General features: G+C 71.9%; 21 protein-coding genes. 15 read left to right on the top strand and 6 right to left on the bottom strand.

Annotation, left to right across the window (positions count from 1 at the left end; genetic code table 11):
* Positions 1 to 7: 7 nt before the first annotated feature.
* Together IEY86_RS10145 and nudC are read left to right on the top strand one after the other, a co-directional pair.
* Positions 8 to 1,414, top strand: coding sequence for a dipeptidase (locus tag IEY86_RS10145; RefSeq protein ID WP_189131231.1), 1,407 nt, complete (start codon positions 8 to 10; stop codon positions 1,412 to 1,414).
* A gap of 110 nt (positions 1,415 to 1,524) precedes the next feature.
* The gene (gene nudC, locus IEY86_RS10140) at positions 1,525 to 2,451 is read left to right on the top strand and encodes an NAD(+) diphosphatase (protein ID WP_229698305.1); all 927 of its coding nucleotides are present in this window, start codon (positions 1,525 to 1,527) and stop codon (positions 2,449 to 2,451) included.
* 241 nt (positions 2,452 to 2,692) lie between these two features.
* Here the strand turns inward: nudC and IEY86_RS10135 are convergent, their stop codons facing one another.
* A complete protein-coding gene (locus IEY86_RS10135; RefSeq protein WP_229698293.1) occupies positions 2,693 to 2,947 on the bottom strand; it encodes a mycoredoxin in 255 nt (84 codons plus the stop codon).
* 189 nt (positions 2,948 to 3,136) lie between these two features.
* On the opposite strand from IEY86_RS10135, the gene IEY86_RS10130 reads away from it, so the two are divergent.
* The 5 genes from IEY86_RS10130 to IEY86_RS10115 all read left to right on the top strand — a co-directional run bounded on the left by IEY86_RS10130 (position 3,137) and on the right by IEY86_RS10115 (position 7,118).
* On the top strand, positions 3,137 to 5,308 hold the full coding sequence (locus IEY86_RS10130) for an ATP-dependent DNA helicase UvrD2 (RefSeq protein ID WP_189131229.1): 2,172 nt from the start codon (positions 3,137 to 3,139) through the stop codon (positions 5,306 to 5,308).
* 203 nt (positions 5,309 to 5,511) lie between these two features.
* On the top strand, positions 5,512 to 5,913 hold the full coding sequence (locus IEY86_RS10125; protein WP_189131228.1) for a hypothetical protein: 402 nt from the start codon (positions 5,512 to 5,514) through the stop codon (positions 5,911 to 5,913).
* A 155-nt stretch (positions 5,914 to 6,068) separates the two neighbouring features.
* Positions 6,069 to 6,431, top strand: coding sequence for a WhiB family transcriptional regulator (locus IEY86_RS10120; RefSeq protein ID WP_308425125.1), 363 nt, complete (start codon positions 6,069 to 6,071; stop codon positions 6,429 to 6,431).
* Positions 6,428 to 6,712, top strand: a complete 285-nt coding sequence (locus tag IEY86_RS36330) for a putative WhiB-interacting protein (protein ID WP_229698292.1) — start codon at positions 6,428 to 6,430, stop codon at positions 6,710 to 6,712. The genes IEY86_RS10120 and IEY86_RS36330 overlap by 4 nt, the downstream gene beginning before the upstream one ends.
* A 193-nt stretch (positions 6,713 to 6,905) precedes the next feature.
* Positions 6,906 to 7,118 (top strand): hypothetical protein, encoded by a 213-nt coding sequence (locus IEY86_RS10115; RefSeq protein WP_189131327.1) that lies wholly within the window; start codon positions 6,906 to 6,908, stop codon positions 7,116 to 7,118.
* A gap of 115 nt (positions 7,119 to 7,233) precedes the next feature.
* On the opposite strand, the gene IEY86_RS10110 is transcribed toward IEY86_RS10115, so the two are convergent.
* Positions 7,234 to 8,607 carry an ABC1 kinase family protein gene (locus IEY86_RS10110; protein ID WP_189131226.1) on the bottom strand — a complete coding sequence of 458 codons (1,374 nt, stop codon included), beginning with the start codon at positions 8,605 to 8,607 and terminating at the stop codon, positions 7,234 to 7,236.
* Positions 8,608 to 8,650: 43 nt separating this feature from the next.
* Positions 8,651 to 9,784, bottom strand: a complete 1,134-nt coding sequence (locus IEY86_RS10105; protein ID WP_308425124.1) for a ThiF family adenylyltransferase — start codon at positions 9,782 to 9,784, stop codon at positions 8,651 to 8,653.
* A gap of 332 nt (positions 9,785 to 10,116) precedes the next feature.
* Here IEY86_RS10105 and IEY86_RS10100 point away from each other — a divergent pair, with 332 nt between their 5' ends.
* From IEY86_RS10100 to IEY86_RS10085, 4 genes are all read left to right on the top strand, one after another.
* Positions 10,117 to 10,719, top strand: coding sequence for a M48 metallopeptidase family protein (locus IEY86_RS10100; RefSeq protein WP_189131224.1), 603 nt, complete (start codon positions 10,117 to 10,119; stop codon positions 10,717 to 10,719).
* Between the two features lie 119 nt (positions 10,720 to 10,838).
* Positions 10,839 to 12,641 (top strand): TerD family protein, encoded by a 1,803-nt coding sequence (locus IEY86_RS10095; protein ID WP_189131223.1) that lies wholly within the window; start codon positions 10,839 to 10,841, stop codon positions 12,639 to 12,641.
* Positions 12,642 to 12,649: 8 nt separating this feature from the next.
* Complete coding sequence (locus tag IEY86_RS10090; RefSeq protein ID WP_189131222.1) at positions 12,650 to 13,333, top strand: AIM24 family protein; 684 nt, start codon at positions 12,650 to 12,652, stop codon at positions 13,331 to 13,333.
* A gap of 15 nt (positions 13,334 to 13,348) precedes the next feature.
* Positions 13,349 to 14,110, top strand: coding sequence for an AIM24 family protein (locus IEY86_RS10085; RefSeq protein WP_189131221.1), 762 nt, complete (start codon positions 13,349 to 13,351; stop codon positions 14,108 to 14,110).
* Positions 14,111 to 14,224: 114 nt separating this feature from the next.
* Here IEY86_RS10085 and IEY86_RS10080 read toward each other — a convergent pair whose 3' ends face one another.
* Entirely contained in the window at positions 14,225 to 14,761 is a 537-nt protein-coding gene (locus tag IEY86_RS10080) for an NUDIX hydrolase (RefSeq protein ID WP_189131220.1), read from the bottom strand.
* The gene (locus IEY86_RS10075; protein ID WP_189131219.1) at positions 14,758 to 16,230 is read right to left on the bottom strand and encodes a zinc-dependent metalloprotease; all 1,473 of its coding nucleotides are present in this window, start codon (positions 16,228 to 16,230) and stop codon (positions 14,758 to 14,760) included. Before IEY86_RS10075 ends, IEY86_RS10080 begins: the two co-directional genes overlap by 4 nt.
* A 195-nt stretch (positions 16,231 to 16,425) precedes the next feature.
* Here IEY86_RS10075 and IEY86_RS10070 point away from each other — a divergent pair, with 195 nt between their 5' ends.
* The 4 genes from IEY86_RS10070 to IEY86_RS10055 all read left to right on the top strand — a co-directional run bounded on the left by IEY86_RS10070 (position 16,426) and on the right by IEY86_RS10055 (position 19,798).
* Complete coding sequence (locus IEY86_RS10070; RefSeq protein ID WP_189131218.1) at positions 16,426 to 17,532, top strand: NAD-dependent epimerase/dehydratase family protein; 1,107 nt, start codon at positions 16,426 to 16,428, stop codon at positions 17,530 to 17,532.
* A 183-nt stretch (positions 17,533 to 17,715) separates the two neighbouring features.
* Positions 17,716 to 18,150, top strand: coding sequence for a molybdenum cofactor biosynthesis protein MoaE (locus IEY86_RS10065; protein WP_189131217.1), 435 nt, complete (start codon positions 17,716 to 17,718; stop codon positions 18,148 to 18,150).
* Positions 18,151 to 18,456: 306 nt separating this feature from the next.
* Positions 18,457 to 18,621 (top strand): hypothetical protein, encoded by a 165-nt coding sequence (locus tag IEY86_RS10060; RefSeq protein ID WP_189131216.1) that lies wholly within the window; start codon positions 18,457 to 18,459, stop codon positions 18,619 to 18,621.
* A gap of 91 nt (positions 18,622 to 18,712) precedes the next feature.
* Complete coding sequence (locus tag IEY86_RS10055) at positions 18,713 to 19,798, top strand: YlbL family protein (protein WP_189131215.1); 1,086 nt, start codon at positions 18,713 to 18,715, stop codon at positions 19,796 to 19,798.
* Positions 19,799 to 19,885: 87 nt separating this feature from the next.
* On the opposite strand, the gene IEY86_RS10050 is transcribed toward IEY86_RS10055, so the two are convergent.
* Positions 19,886 to 20,470, bottom strand: coding sequence for a PPA1309 family protein (locus IEY86_RS10050; RefSeq protein ID WP_189131214.1), 585 nt, complete (start codon positions 20,468 to 20,470; stop codon positions 19,886 to 19,888).
* Between the last annotated feature and the right edge of the window lie 69 nt (positions 20,471 to 20,539).

Genomic DNA, 20,539 nt, shown 5'->3' with positions numbered 1-20,539 from the left:
GGTACCCATGAGCAACGCACCGGACAACGGCGTCCGCGCCTTCATCGACCAGAACGGCGGCGGCTTCCTCGACGAACTCGCCGAGTGGCTCCGCATCCCCTCGGTCTCCGCCGACCCCGGCCGCGCGGGCGATGTCCGGCGCAGCGCCGAGTGGCTGGCGGCCAAGCTGTCCGAGACCGGCTTCCCGACGGCGCAGGTGTGGGAGACCAGCGGTCTGCCGGCCGTTTTCGCCGAGTGGCCCTCCGGCGAGCCGGACGCGCCCACGGTGCTGGTCTACGGCCACCACGACGTCCAGCCCGCCGCCCGGGAGGACGGCTGGGACACGGACCCGTTCGACCCGGCGGTCCGGGACGGCCGGATGTACGGGCGGGGCGCGGCCGACGACAAGGGGCAGGTGTTCTTCCACACCCTGGGCGTGCGCGCGCACCTCGCCGCGACCGGCCGCACCGCTCCCGCGGTCAATCTCAAACTCCTCGTCGAGGGCGAGGAGGAGTCCGGCTCCCCCAACTTCCTCGAGCTGGTGCGCGAGCGCGCCGACCGGCTCGCCTGCGACACGGTGATCGTCTCCGACACCGGGATGTGGGGCCCGGGCACCCCCACCGTGTGCACCGGCATGCGCGGCCTCACCGACTGCCAGATCGACCTGCACGGGCCCAGCCAGGACATCCACTCCGGCTCTTTCGGCGGCGCCGTGCCCAATCCGGCGACCGAGGCCGCCCGTCTGGCCGCCGCGCTGCACGACGACGCCCGCCGGGTCACCGTCCCCGGCTTCTACGAGGGCGTCGTCGAGCTCACCGACCGCGAGCGCGAACTCTTCGCCCGGCTGCCCTTCGAGGACGAGTGGTTCCTCGAAACCTCCAAGTCGGGCGCGCTGCTCGGCGAGGAGGGCTTCACCACCCTGGAGCGGATCTGGGCGCGGCCCACCGCCGAGGTCAACGGCATCCACGGCGGCTACCAGGGCCCCGGCGGCAAGACGATCATCCCGGCCGAGGCGCAGCTGAAGCTGTCGTTCCGGCTCGTGGCCGGGCAGGACGAGGCGAAGATCCAGCGGTCCATCGCCGACTGGGTCGCCGAGCGGCTGCCCGCCGGGATCCGGCACGAGATCACCTTCTGGGGCGCGACCCGGCCGTGCCTGACCCCGCTGGACCACCCGGCGCTCGAGTCCCTGACGCGGGCCATGGGCCGTGCGTTCGGCAAGGAGATCCTGTTCACCCGCGAGGGAGGCTCGGGCCCCGCCGCCGACCTGCGGGACGTACTCGGAGCGCCGGTGCTGTTCCTGGGGATCTCGGTCCCGTCGGACGGCTGGCACTCGGTGAATGAGAAGGTGGAGCTGGACCTGCTGCTCAAGGGTGTTGAGACGGCCGCCTATCTGTGGGGCGACCTGGCGGAGCACTGGCGGCCCGCCGGCGCTTGACACCGAAGGGGAGTTCGCGCCGGTTGATGGGGGACGACGACTGTGGTGATGGGACGACTGTGACCTGTGCCGAACGGACCGGCTTCACCGGATTCCGTGACTACGAGAACATCGAGGGCGTGAGCCAGCCGGTGCTGCCGCTCGCCCGCACCGCGGTGGACCGCGCCGCCGAGCACCGTACCGACGAGGCCTGGCTGGCGGCCGCCTGGAGCCACCCGGACAGCCGCGTGCTCGTCGTCAGCGAGGGCAAGGCCCTGGTGATGGACACGGGGGACGGCGGGGACAAGCGGGCGGAGCTCGTGCTCGTCCCGTCCTTCGAGGCGCCCGACGGTGGCGAGCGGTACTTCCTCGGCGTCGACGCCGAGGGGGTGGCCTACTTCGCCCTGTCCGTGGAGAAGCTGCCCGGGCGGATGGACGACCCCGCGCGCCCCGCGGGCCTGCGCGAGGTGGCGCTGCTGCTGAACGACCTGGACTCCGGGCTGATGGTGCACGCGGTGGCGCTGGAGAACTGGCACCGGATGCACCGCTTCTGCGCCCGCTGCGGACTGGCCACGGAAGTCGCGGTGGCCGGCCACGTGCGGCGCTGCGCGGCATGCGGGGCGGAGCACTACCCGCGCACCGACCCGGCGGTGATCATGCTGGTGGTGGACGACCAGGACCGCTGCCTGCTCGGGAACCACGCGCTGTGGCCGCAGGGGCGGTTCTCCACCCTCGCCGGGTTCGTGGAGCCGGGGGAGTCACTGGAGCAGGCCGTGCGCCGGGAGGTCGTCGAGGAGTCGGGGGTCGTCGTCGGCGAGGTGGCCTACGCGGGCAGCCAGCCGCACCCGTTCCCGTCGAGCCTGATGCTCGGCTTCATGGCGAGGGCGCTGACCACGGGGATCCAGGTGGACGGTGAGGAGATGTCCGAGGCACGGTGGTTCAGCCGGGAGGAGCTGCGGGAAGCGGTGATGTCGGGCGAGGTCGTCCCGCCGACGGAGATGTCGATCGCGCGGCGGCTGGTCGAACTCTGGTACGGGGAGCCGCTGCCGCGACCGTGAGCCGTCGGCGCGCGGGCAGCGAGCCCGGCGAAGCGAGCAGGGCCGAGCAAGCAGCGCGAAGCAAGCAGCGCGAAGCGGCACGGCGAAGCGGCACGGCGTAGCAAGCAGGCCGAGCAAGCAGGCCGAGCAAGCAGGCCGAGCAAGCAGGCCGAGCAAGCAGGGCGAAGGCCCCCTCGCGTCGGCGAAGGGGCCTTCCGTGCGGTCCGCCTTGTCCGCGGCGCGGCCTTACGGGCCGGCGTCGTCAGGTGGCGAGGGCTTCCTGGACCTGACGCAGGCTCGGGTTGGTCATCACGACCCGCTCGCCACCGCCCGCGGGGGTCACGACAACGGTCGGCACGGTCTGGTTGCCGTTGTTGACGCTCTCCACGAACTGGGCCGACTGCGGGTCCTGCTCGATGTTGACCTCGCTGTAGCCGATCCCCTCGCGGTCCATCTGGCCCTTCAGCCTGCGGCAGTAGCCGCACCACGTGGTGCTGTACATCGTCACAGTGCCCATGTCGGTCCTCGTGCTCCTGAGCTGTCGGTAGTGGGGCGGTCCTCGCGGATCCATTCACAGAACGTGTGTGCACCCCGGGACATTCCAGGGACGAGGCCCCAGGTTCGTTCACAGGTTCCAGTACGACAATCGAACCCCACCTGTGGACAACTTTCCCGCACATCACGCTGGAACTGAGAGCATGGCCCGGTGACCGCACCACCGCTGTTCCCCCCACCCACCGCCGACGCGGTGCTCGAAGGGCTCGACCCCGAGCAGCGCGAGGTCGCCACGGCCCTGCACGGGCCCGTCTGCGTCCTGGCGGGAGCCGGCACGGGCAAGACGAGGGCCATCACGCACCGCATCGCCTACGGCGTGCGTGCGGGGATCCTCCAGCCCGGCAGTGTCCTCGCCGTCACCTTCACCGCCCGCGCCGCGGGCGAGATGCGGGGCAGGCTCAGACAGCTGGGCGCGGGCGGAGTGCAGGCGCGGACCTTCCACAGCGCGGCCCTGCGCCAGCTCCAGTACTTCTGGCCGAGGGCCGTCGGCGGGGAGCTGCCGCGCCTGGTCGAGCGGAAGGTCCAGCTCGTGGCCGAGGCGGCGGCACGCTGCCGTGTCCGCCTGGATCGGAACGAGTTGCGGGACGCCACCGGTGAGATCGAGTGGTCCAAGGTCACCCAGACCGTCCCCGAGGACTACCCGGCGGCCGTCGCCAAGGCCGGCCGCGAGGCCCCGCGCGACCCCGCCGAGATCGCCAAGATCTACGCCGCCTACGAGGAGCTCAAGCGCGATCGGGCGGTGATCGACTTCGAGGATGTGCTCCTGCTGACCGTGGGGGTGCTCGAGGAGCGCGCGGACGTCGCCGAGCAGGTCCGCTCGCAGTATCAGCACTTCGTGGTCGACGAGTACCAGGACGTCAGCCCGCTCCAGCAGCGCCTGCTCGACCTGTGGCTCGGTGGCCGGGAGAGCGTCTGCGTCGTGGGCGACGCGGGACAGACCATCTACTCCTTCACCGGTGCCACCCCCGACTTCCTGCTGAACTTCAGGACGCGGCACCCGGACGCCACGGTGGTCAAGCTCGTGCGCGACTACCGCTCGACGCCGCAGGTGGTGCACCTGGCCAATGGGCTGCTGGCCCAGTCGGCCGCCCCGGGCAGCGGCGGCCGGGCCGCCCAGCACCGGCTGGAGCTGATCTCGCAGCGCGAAGCGGGCCCCGACCCCGTGTACACCGAGTACTCCGACGAACCGACGGAGGCCGAGGGCACCGCCGGCCGCGTCAAGGCCCTCCTCGACGCCGGAGTGCGGGCCAGCGAGATCGCGGTGCTGTTCCGTACCAACGGCCAGTCCGAGGTCTACGAGCAGGCGCTCGCCGACCTCGGCATCGCCTATCAGCTGCGCGGGGCGGAGCGGTTCTTCGAGCGGCCCGAGGTGCGCGAGGCGGGGCTGCTGCTGCGAGGGGCGGCCCGCGCGGGAGGCGCCGACCGGGCGCTCGACGACGCCGTCGGTGTCCCCGAGCAGGTCCGTGCCGTGCTCGGCACGAGAGGTTGGACCGCTCGGGCCCCCTCGGGCTCGGGCGCGGTGCGCGACCGCTGGGAGTCCCTGGCCGCGCTGGTGCGGCTCGCCGAGGAGTTCTCGGCGGGTCGGCAGGAGGCCACGCTGGCGGACTTCGTGGCCGAGCTGGACGAGCGGGCGAGCGCCCAGCACGCGCCGACCGTCGAGGGCGTCACCCTGGCCTCGCTGCACGCGGCGAAGGGCCTGGAGTGGGACGCGGTGTTCCTCGTCGGGCTCACCGAGGGCATGGTGCCCATCACCTACGCCAGGACGCCCGAGCAGGTCGAGGAGGAGCGTCGGCTGCTCTACGTCGGCGTCACCAGAGCGCGGCTGCATCTGTCCCTGTCCTGGGCGCTGGCCCGCTCGCCCGGCGGCAGGGCCGGCCGCAGGCCGACCCGGTTCCTCGAGGGTCTGCGGCCCGGCTCGGCGGCGCGAGGGGCGGGCCGGGCCGCCGGGAGCGGGCGCGCCGCCGAGAGCACGGGCGGCGCGAGCCGCAGGCGGGGCCCGGTCAAGTGCCGCGTCTGCGGCCGGGTGCTGTCCGAGGCGGTCGAGCGCAAGCTGCGACGCTGCGAGGACTGCCCCTCGGATCTCGACGAGGGGCTCTACGAGCGGCTGCGGGACTGGCGCGGCGAGCGCGCCAAGGAGCAGGGTGTGCCGGCCTACTGCGTCTTCACGGACGCGACGCTGCTGGCGATTGCGGAGAGCTCTCCGGCGTCTGTCGCCGAACTGACAGCGATCCCGGGTGTCGGCCGAGCCAAACTCGACCGCTTCGGAGCCGACGTTCTCGAACTCTGCGCAGGTCAGGAGCCCTTCGGTGCCACGCCCGGGTAATCTTGCGCGGACTGGCGAAGATTCGTCGAAAAAATAGTTTGCGCCCGCTACGACAATCCCCATAGCCTTCCGAGCAACGTCGCAGCGACTCTTCCGGGAGTCAACGCAACCGTGATGTACTTGCACGGCGTCCACTTCATCAGTGGATGCAAACCCCGAGCCCGATACCTGGGTTCCCGAAGCGCCGAGAGGAGGCGGACCCCGTGACCAGCATCGTGAAATTCAGCAGCCTGGCCGTTGCCGCCCCCTGCTCCGAGCGCGAGCTGTCCATCGCTCCGCACTTCACCAAGGTCTCCCTTGGCGATTCGCGGGGCACCGGACTGTCGGCTCGCAGCCTCGGCACTTCCGTGCTCGAAGCCTCCCGCCTGCGTGGCACCGGTCTGTTCGCCCCGGACATGCGCGAGGGCGGAGAGCGACCGATGCAGGCACCGGCGGTAGCAGCGGCAGTGGCGCATGCCTATGCCGCGGCGGTCAATGGTGCCGGCGCCCAGGCGAAGTGGATCGAGAGCGGTGTGCCTTTCGCAGGCAGCGCCAATGTCGCCACGAAGACGCAGCAGACCACGAGGGCCTTCCGCGGGCTCGAACCCTGGAGAGATCCAGCCTGATATCGCATCAGGTCGGCACCTTCCAGGGCCGCGGAACCCCAACCGGGATCCGCGGCCCTTCTGTTTTGCCGGAAGAGCTGAGCAACCCCGGTACTGACCCAGATCCGGCCGACCGGTCGGACCGACCAGACGAGGAACAACAAGCCGTGCAACCGGTGACCCCGCCGCACTCCCCGTCCCCGACTCAGTCCGTAGCGATCCCCCCTCCAGGGCCCTCGGAGGTATCCCTTATGCAGCTGACCGACCTCTCCCCGGCGTTCGACGAGATCGAGCGCCTCGGCGTGGCCGTCCCGTGCCGCTCGTACGACCCCGAGGTCTTCTTCGCGGAGACCCCGGCGGACGTCGAGTACGCCAAGTCGCTCTGCCAGACCTGCCCCGTCCGTGAGCTCTGCCTGCAGGGCGCGAAGGACCGGCGTGAGCCGTGGGGAGTCTGGGGCGGAGAGCTCTTCGTCCAGGGCGTCGTCGTTCCCCGGAAGCGGCCGCGTGGGCGTCCGCGCAAGGACGCGGCGATCGCATGAACACGCACGTCCCCACCCCCACACACAGCAAGCAGGTCCCGATGACTACAACCCTCGACGGCCGATCCGCCGCGCTCGACCACGCACCGCACCAGAACCGGAGCCTTGAAATGCAACTCATGCCAGAAGCCTTGGCCAGAGCCCAAATGGAGCAACGCCTCCGCGAGGCCGAATCAGAACGCAAGGCCCTTCGCCTCCTGCGCGCCCGCAGGCTGCAGCGCAGGGCCGAACGAGCCTCACTGCGTGCCCGTAGGGCCCTCGCCGTGGCGCTCATGCAGTAGGCGGTGATCCGCCGCATCCGACGGGGCCGGTCCGACGCGCGAGCGCCGGACCGGCCCCGTCGCCGTGTGCGCGTATCCCCGGGAGGGGGCTTCGAGAGGGCTTCGGGAGTTTCACCAAGTGCGCTGGGCCATCCGGGCGTTGTGCACGGCATTGGCTCGGCACGCCTCAGGAGGCCGGAGGTATCGTCACGAGGTGGACCACGAAACGCCCCCGGACAACGATCCGGGCACCGCGGACACCGCGTGCGGCGGCATCGTCTGCGCCCTGTGCGGCACCGCCCGCGACCGCCTCCCGCTCACCTGGACCTGCTCGGTCGAGAACGGAACCCAGCACTACCTCTGCGAAGCGTGCGCCCGCACCCACCTCCGCAGCATCGAGGGCAGGCTCGATCCCACCTGGTGGTAGGCGGGCACCGCCCCGCACTGCCCCCGCACCTGCCACCGCCCCGCACCTTCCACCGCCTCGGCCGGGCGTCCGGGGTCGGCCGCCCACGCCCGTGCTCACGCCCCTGCCCCCGCCCCTATGCGACCGGGGGCTGTTCTTCTTCCCAGTGGTCCCAGGTGCCGTCCTCCGCGAAGCACGGGAGCCACTCCAGCAACTCCTCACGCAGGCGGACCCTGGCGCCCAGCTGGCACAGGACGCCTATCGTGCTCAGCGTCACCCGGTGGATCAGCAGGTAGGACGGCGGGAGGTTGAGCTGCTTGCCCAGGGCGTAGGCGGGGGAGCGGATGTCCGCGACCCTCGCCGCCTGGTTGCGCATCCAGGAGCGGGTGAAGGTGAACTCGTCCAGTTGCGCGGGCTCGATGATCGGCTCGAGGTAGTCCAGCACCGCGTCGGGGTTCAGCTCGATCGTCGGCTTGACGAACCCCTCCTCGCGCAGCAGGTCCAGCACCGCCTGGGCCTCGCGGTCTATGGCCAGCCGCAGCGCCGTCCCTATCGGCAGCGGCAGCCCCTCGGGCAGCCGGTCGACCGTGCCGAAGTCCATCACGCCCAGCCGCCAGCCCTCCGGCGGACCGTCGTCCACCAGCAGCCGGAAGTTGCCGGGGTGGGGATCGGCATGGAGCAGCCCGGTGCGGGCCGGCCCCGCGAAGAGGAAGCGCGACAGCAGCTGCCCCGCCCGGTCGCGTTGCTCCTGTGTGCCGTCCGCTATCACCTCCGCCAGCGGCACCCCGTCCATCCACTCGGTGACCAGGACCTGATCGACCTGGTGCACCACCGCGGGGACGTGCACATCCGGATCGTCGGAGAACTCCTCGGCGTGGACGCTTTGCGCCTGCGCCTCCAGCGCGTAGTCCAGCTCCTCCGAGACCCTGTCGCGCAGCTCGGCGATCAGCGGCTTGATGTCCATCCCCGGAATCAGCGGGCCGAACAGCCTCGCCACCCGTCCGAGCTGGGCCAGATCGGAGAGCAGGGCCTGCCCGGCGCCCGGGTACTGCACCTTGACCGCGACCTCGCGGCCGTCGTGCCAGAGCGCCTTGTGCACCTGCCCGATGGACGCGGCGGCCGCGGGCTTGTCGTCGAACTCCCGGAACAGCTCCCGCCAGTCCTCGCCCATGCGCTGCGCGAGAACGTTGTGGACGGTCCGGGCGGGCATCGGTGGGGCGGCGTCCTGGAGCTTGGTCAGCGCCGCGCGGTAGGGGCCCGCCACCTCCTCGGGCAGCGCCGCCTCGAAGACGGACAGCGCCTGCCCGAACTTCATGGCTCCGCCCTTGAGCTCGCCCAGCACCTTGAACAGCTGGTCGGCCGTGCGCTGCTGGAGCTCACTCGCGACGATCTCTGCGGACCGCCCCCCGATCCGCTTGCCGAGCCCGAGTGTGGCGCGGCCCGCGATCCCGAGCGGCAGGGCGGCGAGCTTGGCGGTGCGGGTCACTGCCTTGCGCGGAAGATCAGACATGCGCCCCTCTCTCCGGTCGGCCGCCGCGCTCGGCGAGCGGCCATCAGCCCGCCTCCATTGTCACCTGCACCTCCCCCGTAGCGGCAGGCGCATGGCCGATGGATCCGCCCACACTTGTCCGCGCCGCCCCACAACCGCAGTCCGGATGGGGTGAAACCGCGTTCACCGCCACCGAAAGATCCTTGAGATGCACCCCCATACGCCCGCCGACGCTCGGGGGCACTCCGCCGTCGAGCAGTATCAGGGCGTGCAGTCCGGCGAGTCCGGCCACGACGGTCGCCAGAGCCGTGTCGCAGGCGGGCACCGGACCCGGCCGCCCGGACCGCAGCTGGGCCAGCACCCTCGGCCAGGCCGGATCGTCCCGCGTCTGCCCGAGGACCAGGCACTCCCCGCAGGCGGAGGGCCCATGACCCCAGGGCAGCACCAGAGGCCCGACGAACCCCATGTCCTCCACCACCCCCGTATAGAGGTGCGGCACACGGGCCTCCACCAGCGCCCGGCTCTCCGCGGGGTCGGGAGCGAACGCGGACAGCCCGTCCCTCGGCGCGAGTACCACCAGGCGCACTTCGCTGCCGCGCAGAGCCAGGCCGCGCGCCGCCGAGCCGGGCGCCGCCCTGCGCACCGCCGCCCGCGCCGCCAGTGAGCGCTGGCGCCCCCGCTCCGACGCCGCGGTGCCGCACGGCGCCGCGTCCCACGCCTCCACCCGGCCGGTGTCCACCACGTCGACCCGCCCCACTCCGGCCGCGGCGAGCACCGACGCGATCGAGGAGCCCACCCGTCCGGCGCCGCGCACCACCACACCGGTGCGCCGCCGTGCGGCGAGCCTGGCAGGCCCGGCTCCCGGCGCCGGGTGGACGACCGACAAGGACGAGAGGTCGGGCCGCAGCCGCTCCCGCTCGTCGTACGGCAGCGTCGCCGCACCGGCCGCGGCCTCCGCGTCGTCGAGCACGCCGCCCTCGCGCAGCACTTCGAGCAGCCGGTCCACCCGCCGGGTGCCGACCCCGAGCCCGACCGCCTCACGCCTGACCCGGTCCAGCCCTCGGGTGCCGTCGAGCAGCTCCAGCACCGCCGCCGCTCCCGCGTCCACATCCTCGAGCACCACCGCCCTGCCGGGCGCGACCCCGAACTGCACGGTGGAGCGGTCCCTCCAGCTCCTGCGCACAGCCGGCTTCAGCATCGGATGCATCGTCCTACCCCCGTATCCACCGGTTTGCTCGGATTCATCGCTCCGGTCCGGTTCTTGGCGGCCTCGTCCCACGGGGCGACGTGGCCATTTCCGGTTACTCACCGCAAGCAGCATGCCTCGTAACGGAGAGCAGTCGAAAAAGTTATCCACAGGCTGGGGGTTATGGTCGTTCAATAGGACCGGTTCAACCGATCACTTGCTCATGATTTGTAGTGGCTTGTCCCGCATTTGATTGCGCGAGTCAAGTGAAATCTGCGCGACCGGGGACCCCGGACAGGCGATGGCACGGGACTTACCCGTCCAACAGCCGGTAACGTCGTCGCGTGCCTGCCGACCACACCACTTCACCTACGGCAACCGCCTCGCCGACCGCGACGCAAGCCCTGGGTGGCAGAGCGGGCGCGGTCGAAGTGCGGCGCAGTACCCGGCGCCGCAGGACCGTGTCGGCCTACCGCGAGGGCAATCGCACCATTGTGCTCATCCCCGCCCGGATGTCCGCGGCCGAGGAGAAGCGCTGGGTCGCGCTCATGCTGGACAAGCTCGCCGCGCAGGAGAGCAAGCGGGTCCTCGGCGACGAGGCGCTGGCCGCGCGCGCCGCACAGCTCTCCGGCCAGTACCTGGGAGGCCGGGCGGTGCCCGACACCGTCCGCTGGGTGACCAACCAGAACACCCGCTGGGGTTCGTGCACCCCCGCCGAAGGCAGTATCCGCCTGTCCCACCGGCTCCAGGGGATGCCCGAGTACGTCGTCGACTACGTGCTCCTGCACGAGCTGGCGCACCTTCTGGTCCCGGGGCACGGGCCGAAGTTCTGGGGGCTGCTGGAGGCGTACCCGCGCACGGAGCGGGCGCGCGGTTACCTGGAGGGTGTCGTGGCGGCCGGCCGCCTGCCCCATCCGCCGCTTCCGCCTGCCCGGGACGGGAACTGATTGCCTCGCCCCCACCGTCTCCAGATCGCGGGAAGTGCCGCTAGCCTCTGACCGTCGGCCGTAGCACTCCGGCATTGGCACACGCACACTCGAGCATGGAATGGGGGACGGTCGTACGCATGGCTAGAGAATTCCAGCGGGGCCACAAGGCCAAGATCAGCGATCTGACGGCGGGCACGGATCTGTATGTGGGCGTGCAGATCGCCGGGCCCGGCCTGGCGTTCGACATCAGCTGCTTCGGCCTGGACGCGTCCGAGCGGCTTTCGGACGACCGCTACTTCATCTTCTTCAATCAGCCGAAGTCCCCCGAAGAAGCGATTCAGCAGCTCGGAGAGCAGGCGGGTGACACCCAGTCGTTCCGCGTGACGCTCGACAGGATCCCCCAGCAGATCCAGAAACTCTCCTTCACCGCCACCATCGACGGCAATGGGCAGATGTCCCAGGTCGGTCCCGGATACGTCCGGATCGTCGCGGGCGGCGAGGAAGTGGCGCGCTATCCGTTCGCGGGTGCGGAGTTCACCACCGAGCGTGCCGTGATGCTCGCCGACATCTACCTCAAGGACGTCTGGCGATTCGCCGCCGTCGGGCAGGGATTCGACGGGGGGCTCGACGCCCTTTTGAAGAACTTCGGCGGCGAGGTCGCCGAGGAGAAGGACGCCGCCCAGCCGGGGGCGACCCCGGGCTTCGCCCCGCCTCCCGGTGGCGCCGCGCCGTCGTTCGCGCCTCCGGCCGCGCCCTCGGCTCCGGCGCCCTCGTTCGGTGCCCCGGCCGCGCCCGCCCCGCAGGCGCCCGCCCCGCAGCCTCACGTTCCCCAGCCTCACGTTCCCCAGCCTCACGTTCCCCAGCCCGCGGCCCCGTCGCCGCAGTTCGCCCAGGCCCCGGGCACTCCACCGCCCGCCCCCGGCGCACCCTCGCCCTACGCGCCGACCATGGCCGCCCCGATGGCCCCGCCGTTCGGCCAGGCCCCCGGAGCCGTTCCGCCTCCCGGCGCCCCTCCCGGCGCGGTGCCGCCCCCCGGCGCCCCTCCCGGCGCGGTGCCGCCTCCCGGCGCCCCTCCCGGCGCGGTGCCGCCTCCCGGCGCCCCTCCCGGCGCGGTGCCGCCTCCCGGCGCCCCTCCCGGCGCGGTGCCGCCTCCCGGCGCCCCTCCCGGCGCGGTGCCGCCCCCCGGCGCGCCCCCGTTCGGCCAGGTGCCCGGCCAGCAGGGCGCCCCGGGTCAGCCGGGTCAGTTCCCGGGCCAGGGCGTCGCCCAGGCCCCGACCCAGCCGGGCGTCCAGGCCGCGTTCCAGCAGTACCGCGAGATCCCCGTCACCGGCCGCTGGGGCCAGCAGAACCACAAACTGGTCCGTGCCCAGCTCCAGGCCGGCGGTCCCGCCGTCCTCGCCCGCCAGGGCAGCATGGTGCTCTACCAGGGCAAGGTGGAGTTCTCCCACAAGGGCTCCGGGATCATGGGCCGGGTCACCGGCAGCATGACCGGCCAGGAGATGCAGCTGATGCGCTGCACCGGCAAGGGCCAGGTCTTCCTCGCCGACGACGCCGCCCATCTGCACCAGATCGAGCTCCAGGGCGACGCGATCTGCGTCAGCGCCGAGAGCGTCCTCGCGTTCGACGAGTCGCTTCAGCACGAGGTCCGCCGGATCGAGGGCCACGGCATCCCCGGCGGCGCGCTGTTCACGATGCAGTTCAGCGGCACGGGAACGGTGATCGTCAAGACCCATGGCGTTCCCGTCGTCCTGCCGGTCACCCCGACCACCTACGCCGACTCCAACGCGATCGTCGCCTGGTCGGCCGCCTCTCAGGTGATCCTCTCCAGCCAGGTCCGGCTGCGCAGGAACGCCTACCCGGGCCACAGCGGCGAGACCGTGAACCTCCAGTTCCGCGGCGCCCCCGGCAACTTCATCGTCGTCCAGCCCTACGAGGTGTGACCGTCACTATGGACCAGCAGATGATCGCGGGCTACGCGGCGAGCCCGGTCTCCGCCCGGATGGAGAACCACGGGGGGCAGATGCTCAAGGTCGCCATGGCCGGCGGCCAGGACCTGTACGCCCGCTCCGGCTCGATGGTCGCCTACGAGGGCTTCATCCAGTACGAGCCCAACCCGCCGGCCGTCCGCCAGGCGGCCGCCCAGTGGCTCACCGGTGAGGGCACCCCGGTGATGAAGTGCACCGGTGACGGCGTCCTCTATCTCGCCGACTACGGCGCCGACGTGGTGATCGTCCACCTCAACAACGACTACCTGTCGGTCAACGGCACCAACATCCTCGCCTTCGACGCCCACCTCCAGTGGGGAGTGGAGCGGGTCAAGGGCCTGGCCAAGTTCGCCGGGCAGGGCCTGTTCAACGTCTCCATCTCGGGCACCGGCTGGGTCGCGCTCACCTCGCGCGGCACACCCGTCGTCGTCGACTCCGGCTCCGGAGAGGACGAGACCTATGTCGACCCGGACGCCCTCGTGGCCTGGACGACCGGCCTGAAGATGAAGGCCAAGCGCAGCTTCAAAGCGTCCTCCCTCATCGGCAGGGGGAGCGGCGAGGCCTTCCAGATCGGGTTCTCCGGTCAGGGCTTCGTCGTCGTCCAGCCCAGCGAGGACAGCACAGACCGCCTCCGGATCCGGGGCTGAGGGGGACCACCAGTCATGCAGAGTCCGCTTTTCGCGAACACCGAGAACCAGTCCCAGGACCGGTACGCCCTCCAGAACTCCCACCTCCTGCGGGTGAAGCTCGACGGCAACACCGGCCCCGAGGTGCTGGCCCGCAAGGGCGCCATGGTGGCGTACCAGGGGATGATCGACTTCGACGGCGAGTACCAGTCGCACAGCCAGCGCAACGCCCGCCGCCGTACCGGTGAGGGCCTGGACCTGATGCGGTGCTCCGGACAGGGCACGGTCTACCTCGCCAACCTGGCGCAGTACATCCACATCATGGATGTGCAGCACAACGGGATCACCGTCGACAGCCAGTACGTGCTCGCCCTCGACTCCGGTCTGCACTACGACGTCATCGCCGTGGACAGCCAGTTCGGCCTGTCCGGCACGGGCGCCTACAACCTGCAGATCCAGGGCCAGGGCAAGCTCGCCCTGATGACCTCCGGAAAACCGCTGCTGATGGAGGTCACCCCGGACAAGTACTGCTACGCGGACGCCGACGCCGTCGTCGCCTGGTCCACCGACCTGCGGGTCCAGATGCAGGCGCAGACCACCAATTCCTCGGTCTTCCGCCGCCGCGGCAACACCGGCGAGGGCTGGGAGCTGGCGTTCGTCGGCCAGGGCTATGTCCTGGTGCAGCCGAGCGAGCAGATGCCCCCGCAGAACGCCCAGATCGGGCAGGGCCTCGCCGCCCAGTTCGGCGCCGGGCAGCACGGCTCGCGGGCGCAGAACCAGAACAACGCCTGGAACTGACCTCGCTCATACGCCGATGGCCCCGAGCCGGACTCGGGGCCATCGGCGTTGACGGGGACGGGCCGAAACGGCTCCGGGGGCGGGGCAGGACCGGCGTCTGCCGAAGGGGTGCGGCTACGGGCTCGCCAGAGCCGTACGGGTCCGCGCGAGCAGCTGCCGCACCGAGCCGTCCGCCACCGAGGCCACCTCGTCGTACCCGTACCAGCGCAGGTCCAGCGACTCCTCGCTGATCGCCTCGACCGCTCCCGGCGGGGCCACGGCCGCGTACTGGACGTCGAGATGCCATGTGCACGGCGTCAGATGCCGGTCGAGATTGACCGGGCCCACCGGCAGCAGGACCAGGCCCTCGATGCCCGACTCCTCCGTGGCCTCGCGCAGCGCGGCATCGGCGAGGGTGCGATCCTCGGGCTCGCAGTGCCCGCCCATCTGGAGCCATATCTCGAGCTTGCGGTGCAGCGTCAGCAGCACCCGCTCGCGTCCCGGGTCCACGACGAGCGCGCTGGCCGTGATGTGGCCGACCCCGCAGGCCTTCCACATCCCCTCGGGCTGCTCGTCCAGGTGCTCGAGGTAGACGGCCCTGAGCCGGTCCTGTGCCCCGTCGGGCGCCGCCCACTCCTTCAGAACGCGCACGGCGTCCGCGTGCAGACTCACGTGCCGCTCTCGCCCTTGTCCCGACCCTCGCTTCCGGGCTCCTCCCCGCCCGGCTCGTCCTTCGCCGGCCTCGGCGCCTCGCCCCGCTTGTCCGCCGCGCCCTCGGCGCTGCCGCGGGCGGCCTCGCCCAGCATCTTGTCCAGCTCCGAGAAGTCCACCGACTCGCGGTGCACAAAACCGTCCGGGTCGTCGAGATCCTGCGCCGTCGGGAGCATGTCCGGGTGCTCCCACAGACCGTCCCGGCCGTCCACACCGCGGGCGTCGGTCAACGAGGCCCACAGCCGGGAGGCGTCCCGCAGCCGCCGCGGCCTCAGCTCCAGCCCGATCAGGGTGGCGAAGGTCTGCTCCGCCGGGCCACCCGAGGCGCGCCGACGGCGCAGCGTCTCGCGCAGTGCCCCGGCCGACGGCAGATGCGGGGCCGCGGCCGCGTGCACCACGGCGTCCACCCAGCCCTCGACCAGCGCGAGCGCCGTCTCCAGCCGTGCCAGCGCGGCCTTCTGCTCCGCCGTGTCCTCCGGCTGGAACATGCCCTGCTGGAGCGCGTCCTGCAGGGCCTCGGGGTGCTGAGGATCGAGCTGTCCCACGACGTCCTCGAGACGGGCGGTGTCCACCTTGATCCCGCGCGCGTAGCCCTCGACCGTGCCGAACAGATGCGCCCGCAGCCACGGCACATGGGAGAACAGGCGGTGGTGGGCCGCCTCGCGCAGGGCGAGGTAGAGCCGCACCTCCTCCTCGGGCACGCCGAGCCCCTTGCCGAACGCCGCGACGTTCAACGGCAGGAGGGCCGCCCTGCCCGTCGGGCCCAGCGGCAGTCCGACATCGGTGGACCCCACGACCTCACCGGCCAGCGTGCCCAGCGCCTGCCCGATCTGCGAGCCGAACATCGCCCCGCCCATGCTGCGCATCATCCCGAGCAGCGGGCCCGCCATGGCCTGCATCTCCTCGGGCAGCACATCGCCCATCGCCACGCCCACGCGCTCGGCGACCGGGTCCACGAGCTCCTTCCACACCGGCAGGGTGGCCTCGACCCACTCCGCGCGGCTCCACGCCACGGCGGAGGCGGCGCCGGAGGGCAGCGACGTGGCACCGTCGAGCCACAGGTCGGCGAGGCGGACGGCCTCCTCGACCACCGCCTTGTCCGACGGGCTGACGGAGGCGTCCTTCACCCCGTCCGCCGTGCCGGCCGCCACGGTCTGCCGGGCGATGTCCTTGGCCATGTCCCAGTTCACCGGGCCGCCCTCGTAGGAGAGCATCTGCCCGATCTGCTGGAACGCGGCCCCCAGGTCGTTCGGATTCAGGGAGCCGAACATGGCCGCCAGCGGATTGTCGCCGCCGCCGAACGGATTTCCACCGAAACCGAAGGGATTCTGACCGCTCCCGCCGCCCTGGCCGGAGCCCTCCTTCTTCTTGCCCTCGTCCCCGTCCTCGGGCTCCTCGGGGACGCCGAATCCGAATGGGGTGTCACTCACGGGCTTCCTCGGCTCTGTCGGACTGTGCACTGCAACGGGGCACTGCATCGGGCTGCTCTGAAATGGTCGTGCTTGACTACATGTCCCAGCCTAGACATCTCCGGCGTCATGGACCTGGTCGCTCCGCCGCCAAGGCGCCTCGTGCAGGATGGACGTCGCGCATCACACACAAGAATTAACCGTGGGAGACACCCGGTGAGTTCCCAGCCCCGACAAGTTCGCTCTCGGCAGACCGCCGAAGGCGCCTCCAACAACCGACCCGTGGTCGCGGTCACCGGAGCCGCGTCCGGGATCGGCCACCGGCTCGCGCTGCGCCTGGCCGAGTCCGAGGAGGTCCGCAAGGTCGTCGCCATCGACGAGCGGCGCGGCGACGTGCCCGGCGCCCACTGGCGCGTCCTCGACGTGCGCGACCCCGCCATCGCCGAACGCCTGCGCGGCGCCGACGTGGTCGTCCACCTCGCCCTCGACCTGGGCCTGGAGTCCGACCCGGCCGCCCGCACCGCCTACAACGTGCGCGGCACCCAGACCGTGCTGACCGCCGCGGCCGCCGCCGGGGTCCACCGCGTCGTCCTGTGCACCTCGGCGATGGTCTACGGAGCCCTGCCGGACAACGACGTGCCGCTCGCCGAGGACGCCCCGCTGCGCGCCACCGAGGAGGCGACGGCGGTCGGCGACCTCCTGGAGATCGAACGCCTCGGGCGCCGCGCCCCCCGCGCCCACCCCGGCCTGAACGTCACCGTGGTGCGCCCCTCGGTGCTGGTCGGCGGCGTCGACACCGTCCTCACCCGCCACTTCGAGGCGCCTCGGCTGCTGGTCGTGGCCGGAAGCCGGCCCTGCTGGCAGTTCTGCCACGTCGACGACCTGGTCTGCGCGCTGGAGTACGCGGCGCTGGGCAAGGTCGAGGGCGAGCTCGCGGTCGGCTGCGACGGCTGGCTGGAGCAGGAGGAGGTCGAGGAGCTGTCCGGCATCCGCCGCATGGAGCTTCCCGCCTCGATCGCGCTCGGCGCCGCCTCGCGGCTGCACCGGCTGGGCCTGACCCCCTCGCCCGCGGGCGACCTCGCCTACACGATGCACCCCTGGGTGGTCTCCGGCAGCAAGCTGCACGAGGCCGGCTGGCGGCCGACGTGGACGAACGAGGAGGCACTGGCCGAGCTGCTGGAGGAGGTCTCCGAGCACACCGCGGTCGCCGGGCGCCGTCTCGGCCGCAAGGACGCCACGACCCTGGGCGCCGCCGGTGCCACGGTGGCCCTCGTCGGCACCGCGGCCCTGGTGCGCCGCGCCAGGAAGCGGCGCCGGGGCTGACGGGGCGCTGCCGGCGGCCATGGCGGTGCGCCGCCGGCGGTGCGCTGCCGAGGGAGCGCTGCCGAGGAAGCGCTGTCGGCGGTGCCCTGCCGGCGGCCGTGGGCGGACGATCCTCCGCCTCGCGGCCGGGTCCCGGTTGGGCCTCGGTTGGGCCGCGCCGCACGAGTGCGCGATGATGGCGGCATGTCCCAGGACCCCATCCGCCTTCTCGAGATCCGCGACACCCCGCTCTCCGTGGACGAGGTGTTCTCCGCGGTCGGCGACGACAGCGCCGGAGGCACGGCGCTCTTCGTGGGCACCGTCCGAGACCACGACGGGGGCCAGGAGGTCACCCGCCTGGAGTACTCCGCGCACCCGACGGCGGAGCCGGAGATGCGACGGGTGGCGGAGAAGGCGGCCGCCGAGTTCCCCGTCCGGGCACTGGCCGCGGTCCACCGCGTGGGGGCCCTCGCGGTCGGCGACCTCGCCGTCGTCGTGGCGGTGTCCTGCCCGCACCGCGGCGAGGCCTTCGCGGCCTGCCGCGGGCTGATCGACGACCTCAAGGCCGAGGTGCCCATCTGGAAGCACCAGATCTTCGCGGACGGCACCGAGGAGTGGGTCGGGGCCTGCGCGCACTGACCCCTCACCGGCCCCCGCGCACTGATCCGGCCGCCCCGATCCGGCCGCCCCGATCCGGCCGCCCCGATCCGGCCGTCCCGGTCCCCTCACCTCGAGTCACCTCGAGCGGTCGCACCGAATCCCCGACCGGTCGCGCCGCATCCCGACGGCTCGTGCCGCCTCCCCGCGCGCCGGGCTTCCGCGACCCCCTCGCTCCGATCTGTGAGCCAGTCGGGCGTAACCTGGGTGCCAGTCCTGCCGTTGGCCCATTGAGTGGTTAATCTGCTCATATATGGCAGTTCGCGACGGCAGATTCAGGAGGCCGGCATGGCGGCGCTCGCATGGTTGATCATTCCCGTTGTGGCCACTTTGCTCGCCGCCGCCTGGGGCGCCTGGGCGGCACGCAACCGCAGCACGGGTGACGCCAGGTCGCTCGCCGGTTTCGACCGTTTCCGCGAAGTCATGAGCGAGTCCAGCTCCGACCCCGTGTAGCCCGCGTTCGAGCCCAGCGGCCGGGGTGGGCAAGGGGCCTGGACTGCGGCCCCGGAAGCCGCTTCCGGCTGATGTCCCGTACTGTCGTCCCATGCCACGCCGCACCGCGACGATGCTCGCCTCGACCCTGCTGTTCATAGGACTGCTCTGCGTCGGGGTGCTCATGCCCGTGCCCTACGCGGAGCTGGGCCCCGGCCCCACGGTGAACACGCTGGGCAAGCACGGCGGAGAGCCGGTGCTCCAGGTCGACGGCCACCGCACCTACCCGACGAGCGGTCACCTGAACATGACCACGGTCCGCGTCACCGGGTCGGACTACCGCATGAACCTCGTCGAGTCGGTCGTCGGCTGGCTCTCCCACGACGAGGCGGTCGTCCCCCGAGGGACCCTCTACCCGGACGACAAGTCCGCCGAGCAGGTCGACCAGGAGAACGCCGAGGAGTTCACGGCCTCGCAGGAGAGCGCGAAGGTGGCGGCGCTGCACCACCTCGCGATCCCGGTCGGCTCCCGGGTGATCGTCGGCTCCGTCGTCAAGGGCGCGCCGGCCGAGAACAAGCTGCACGCGGGCGACGTCGTCAGGGCCGTGGACGGCACCAAGGTGGGGAAGGCGGCAGACATCGCCAAGGCGGTCACCAAGCACAAGCCCGGTGAGCGGGCGGTCTTCACCATCGTCCCGGCAGCCAAGGCCAAGGGGAAGGACGCGGCCGCCACCAAGTCCCTGCCCACCACCGAGGTCGCGATCACGACGGCCAGGGCCCCGGACGACGGCCGCGCGGTCGTGGGCATCCAGGGGGGCGTCGAGCACACCTTTCCGTTCAAGATCGACATCAAGCTCGCCGACGTCGGCGGCCCCAGCGCCGGGCTGATGTTCTCGCTCGGCCTCATCGACAAGATGGAGCCGGGGAACCTGACGGGCGGGAAGTTCGTCGCGGGCACCGGCACCATCGACGACGACGGCAAGGTCGGCCCCATCGGCGGCATCTCGATGAAGATCATCGCCGCCCGTGACAAGGGCGCCGAATACTTCCTGACCCCGGCGGACAACTGCGCCACCGCCGCCAAGGACACCCCTCACGGGCTGAGGCTGGTGAAGGTCAGGACGTTGGACGACGCCCTCGGGGCGCTCAAGGACATCCGTGAGAACAAGACCGACGCGCTGCCGAGCTGCGGCGGCTGACCGTCGTAGCGACCGTCAGTACGAGCGGGGCGCGTGCGCGCACGCGCCCCGCTCGACGCCCGGTCCTGGGTCGTGCCCTCGCCGGGCTCACTCCTCGAACGTCGCCGCCAGCGCCTCCGCCAGCCCCGGCACCAGGCTCGACCCGGTCAGCACCTCGGTGGGGGAGTCCTTCTCCCGCAGGCGCAGCGCCGACTCGCGTGACCCGTCGCGCAGCACCCCCACGGTCATCCGCACCTCCTGCCGGGACGGATGCGCGGCCACCCACTGGGCGAGCTCCTCGTCGCCGATGCCCTGGGGCACATCGGTCTCGGCCCCCGCCGGGAGCATCAGCCGCTCCACGACCAGCGCGCACCCGGCGACCGAGTCCGGCCAGGCGATCGTGGCGAGGAACTCGTCCAGGGGCGTGCCGGAGGGCAGCTCGTCCTGCTCGATCGGGGTCAGCGAACCCGGCTCGGCGTCGGTGTCGAGGCCGAGCTGCTGGGCGAGACCGGGCTCCTGGCCGCGCAGGGCGTTGGTGTCGACGAGCGCGAACAGCCGGGCCGGCCGGTCCCAGCCGAGGCCGGAGGCGTACTCGTCGATCTCGAGCACGGCTCGGGTCAGAGGTGAGGCCGCCATGGGGGTGCCGGAGGTGCCGCCCGCGGGAGGGCCGTCTCCGGTCGGAATGTTGGACATGCTCCGTATCCTGCCTCCCACGGGCCTCCCGATGCACATTCGTTGCGGCAGTCGGGAACTTGAGTAAAG

Source organism: Wenjunlia tyrosinilytica (assembly GCF_014646055.1).
Lineage (GTDB): Bacteria > Actinomycetota > Actinomycetes > Streptomycetales > Streptomycetaceae > Wenjunlia > Wenjunlia tyrosinilytica.
The sequence above is the reverse complement of the archived record's forward strand: the minus strand, read 5'-3'. Positions and strand labels throughout refer to the sequence as shown.

What these genes read in the sequence shown, in the direction of transcription:
- IEY86_RS10110 (WP_189131226.1), bottom strand. Translation starts at nt 8,607, where the DNA reads ATGTCTGATCTTCCGCGCAAGGCAGTGACCCGCACCGCCAAGCTCGCC.
- IEY86_RS10095 (WP_189131223.1), top strand. Translation starts at nt 10,839, where the DNA reads ATGGCTAGAGAATTCCAGCGGGGCCACAAGGCCAAGATCAGCGATCTG.
- IEY86_RS10105 (WP_308425124.1), bottom strand. Translation starts at nt 9,784, where the DNA reads ATGCTGAAGCCGGCTGTGCGCAGGAGCTGGAGGGACCGCTCCACCGTG.
- IEY86_RS36330 (WP_229698292.1), top strand. Translation starts at nt 6,428, where the DNA reads ATGAACACGCACGTCCCCACCCCCACACACAGCAAGCAGGTCCCGATG.
- IEY86_RS10090 (WP_189131222.1), top strand. Translation starts at nt 12,650, where the DNA reads ATGGACCAGCAGATGATCGCGGGCTACGCGGCGAGCCCGGTCTCCGCC.
- IEY86_RS10135 (WP_229698293.1), bottom strand. Translation starts at nt 2,947, where the DNA reads ATGGGCACTGTGACGATGTACAGCACCACGTGGTGCGGCTACTGCCGC.
- IEY86_RS10065 (WP_189131217.1), top strand. Translation starts at nt 17,716, where the DNA reads ATGTCCCAGGACCCCATCCGCCTTCTCGAGATCCGCGACACCCCGCTC.
- IEY86_RS10055 (WP_189131215.1), top strand. Translation starts at nt 18,713, where the DNA reads ATGCCACGCCGCACCGCGACGATGCTCGCCTCGACCCTGCTGTTCATA.
- IEY86_RS10145 (WP_189131231.1), top strand. Translation starts at nt 8, where the DNA reads ATGAGCAACGCACCGGACAACGGCGTCCGCGCCTTCATCGACCAGAAC.
- IEY86_RS10050 (WP_189131214.1), bottom strand. Translation starts at nt 20,470, where the DNA reads ATGTCCAACATTCCGACCGGAGACGGCCCTCCCGCGGGCGGCACCTCC.
- IEY86_RS10060 (WP_189131216.1), top strand. Translation starts at nt 18,457, where the DNA reads ATGGCGGCGCTCGCATGGTTGATCATTCCCGTTGTGGCCACTTTGCTC.
- IEY86_RS10085 (WP_189131221.1), top strand. Translation starts at nt 13,349, where the DNA reads ATGCAGAGTCCGCTTTTCGCGAACACCGAGAACCAGTCCCAGGACCGG.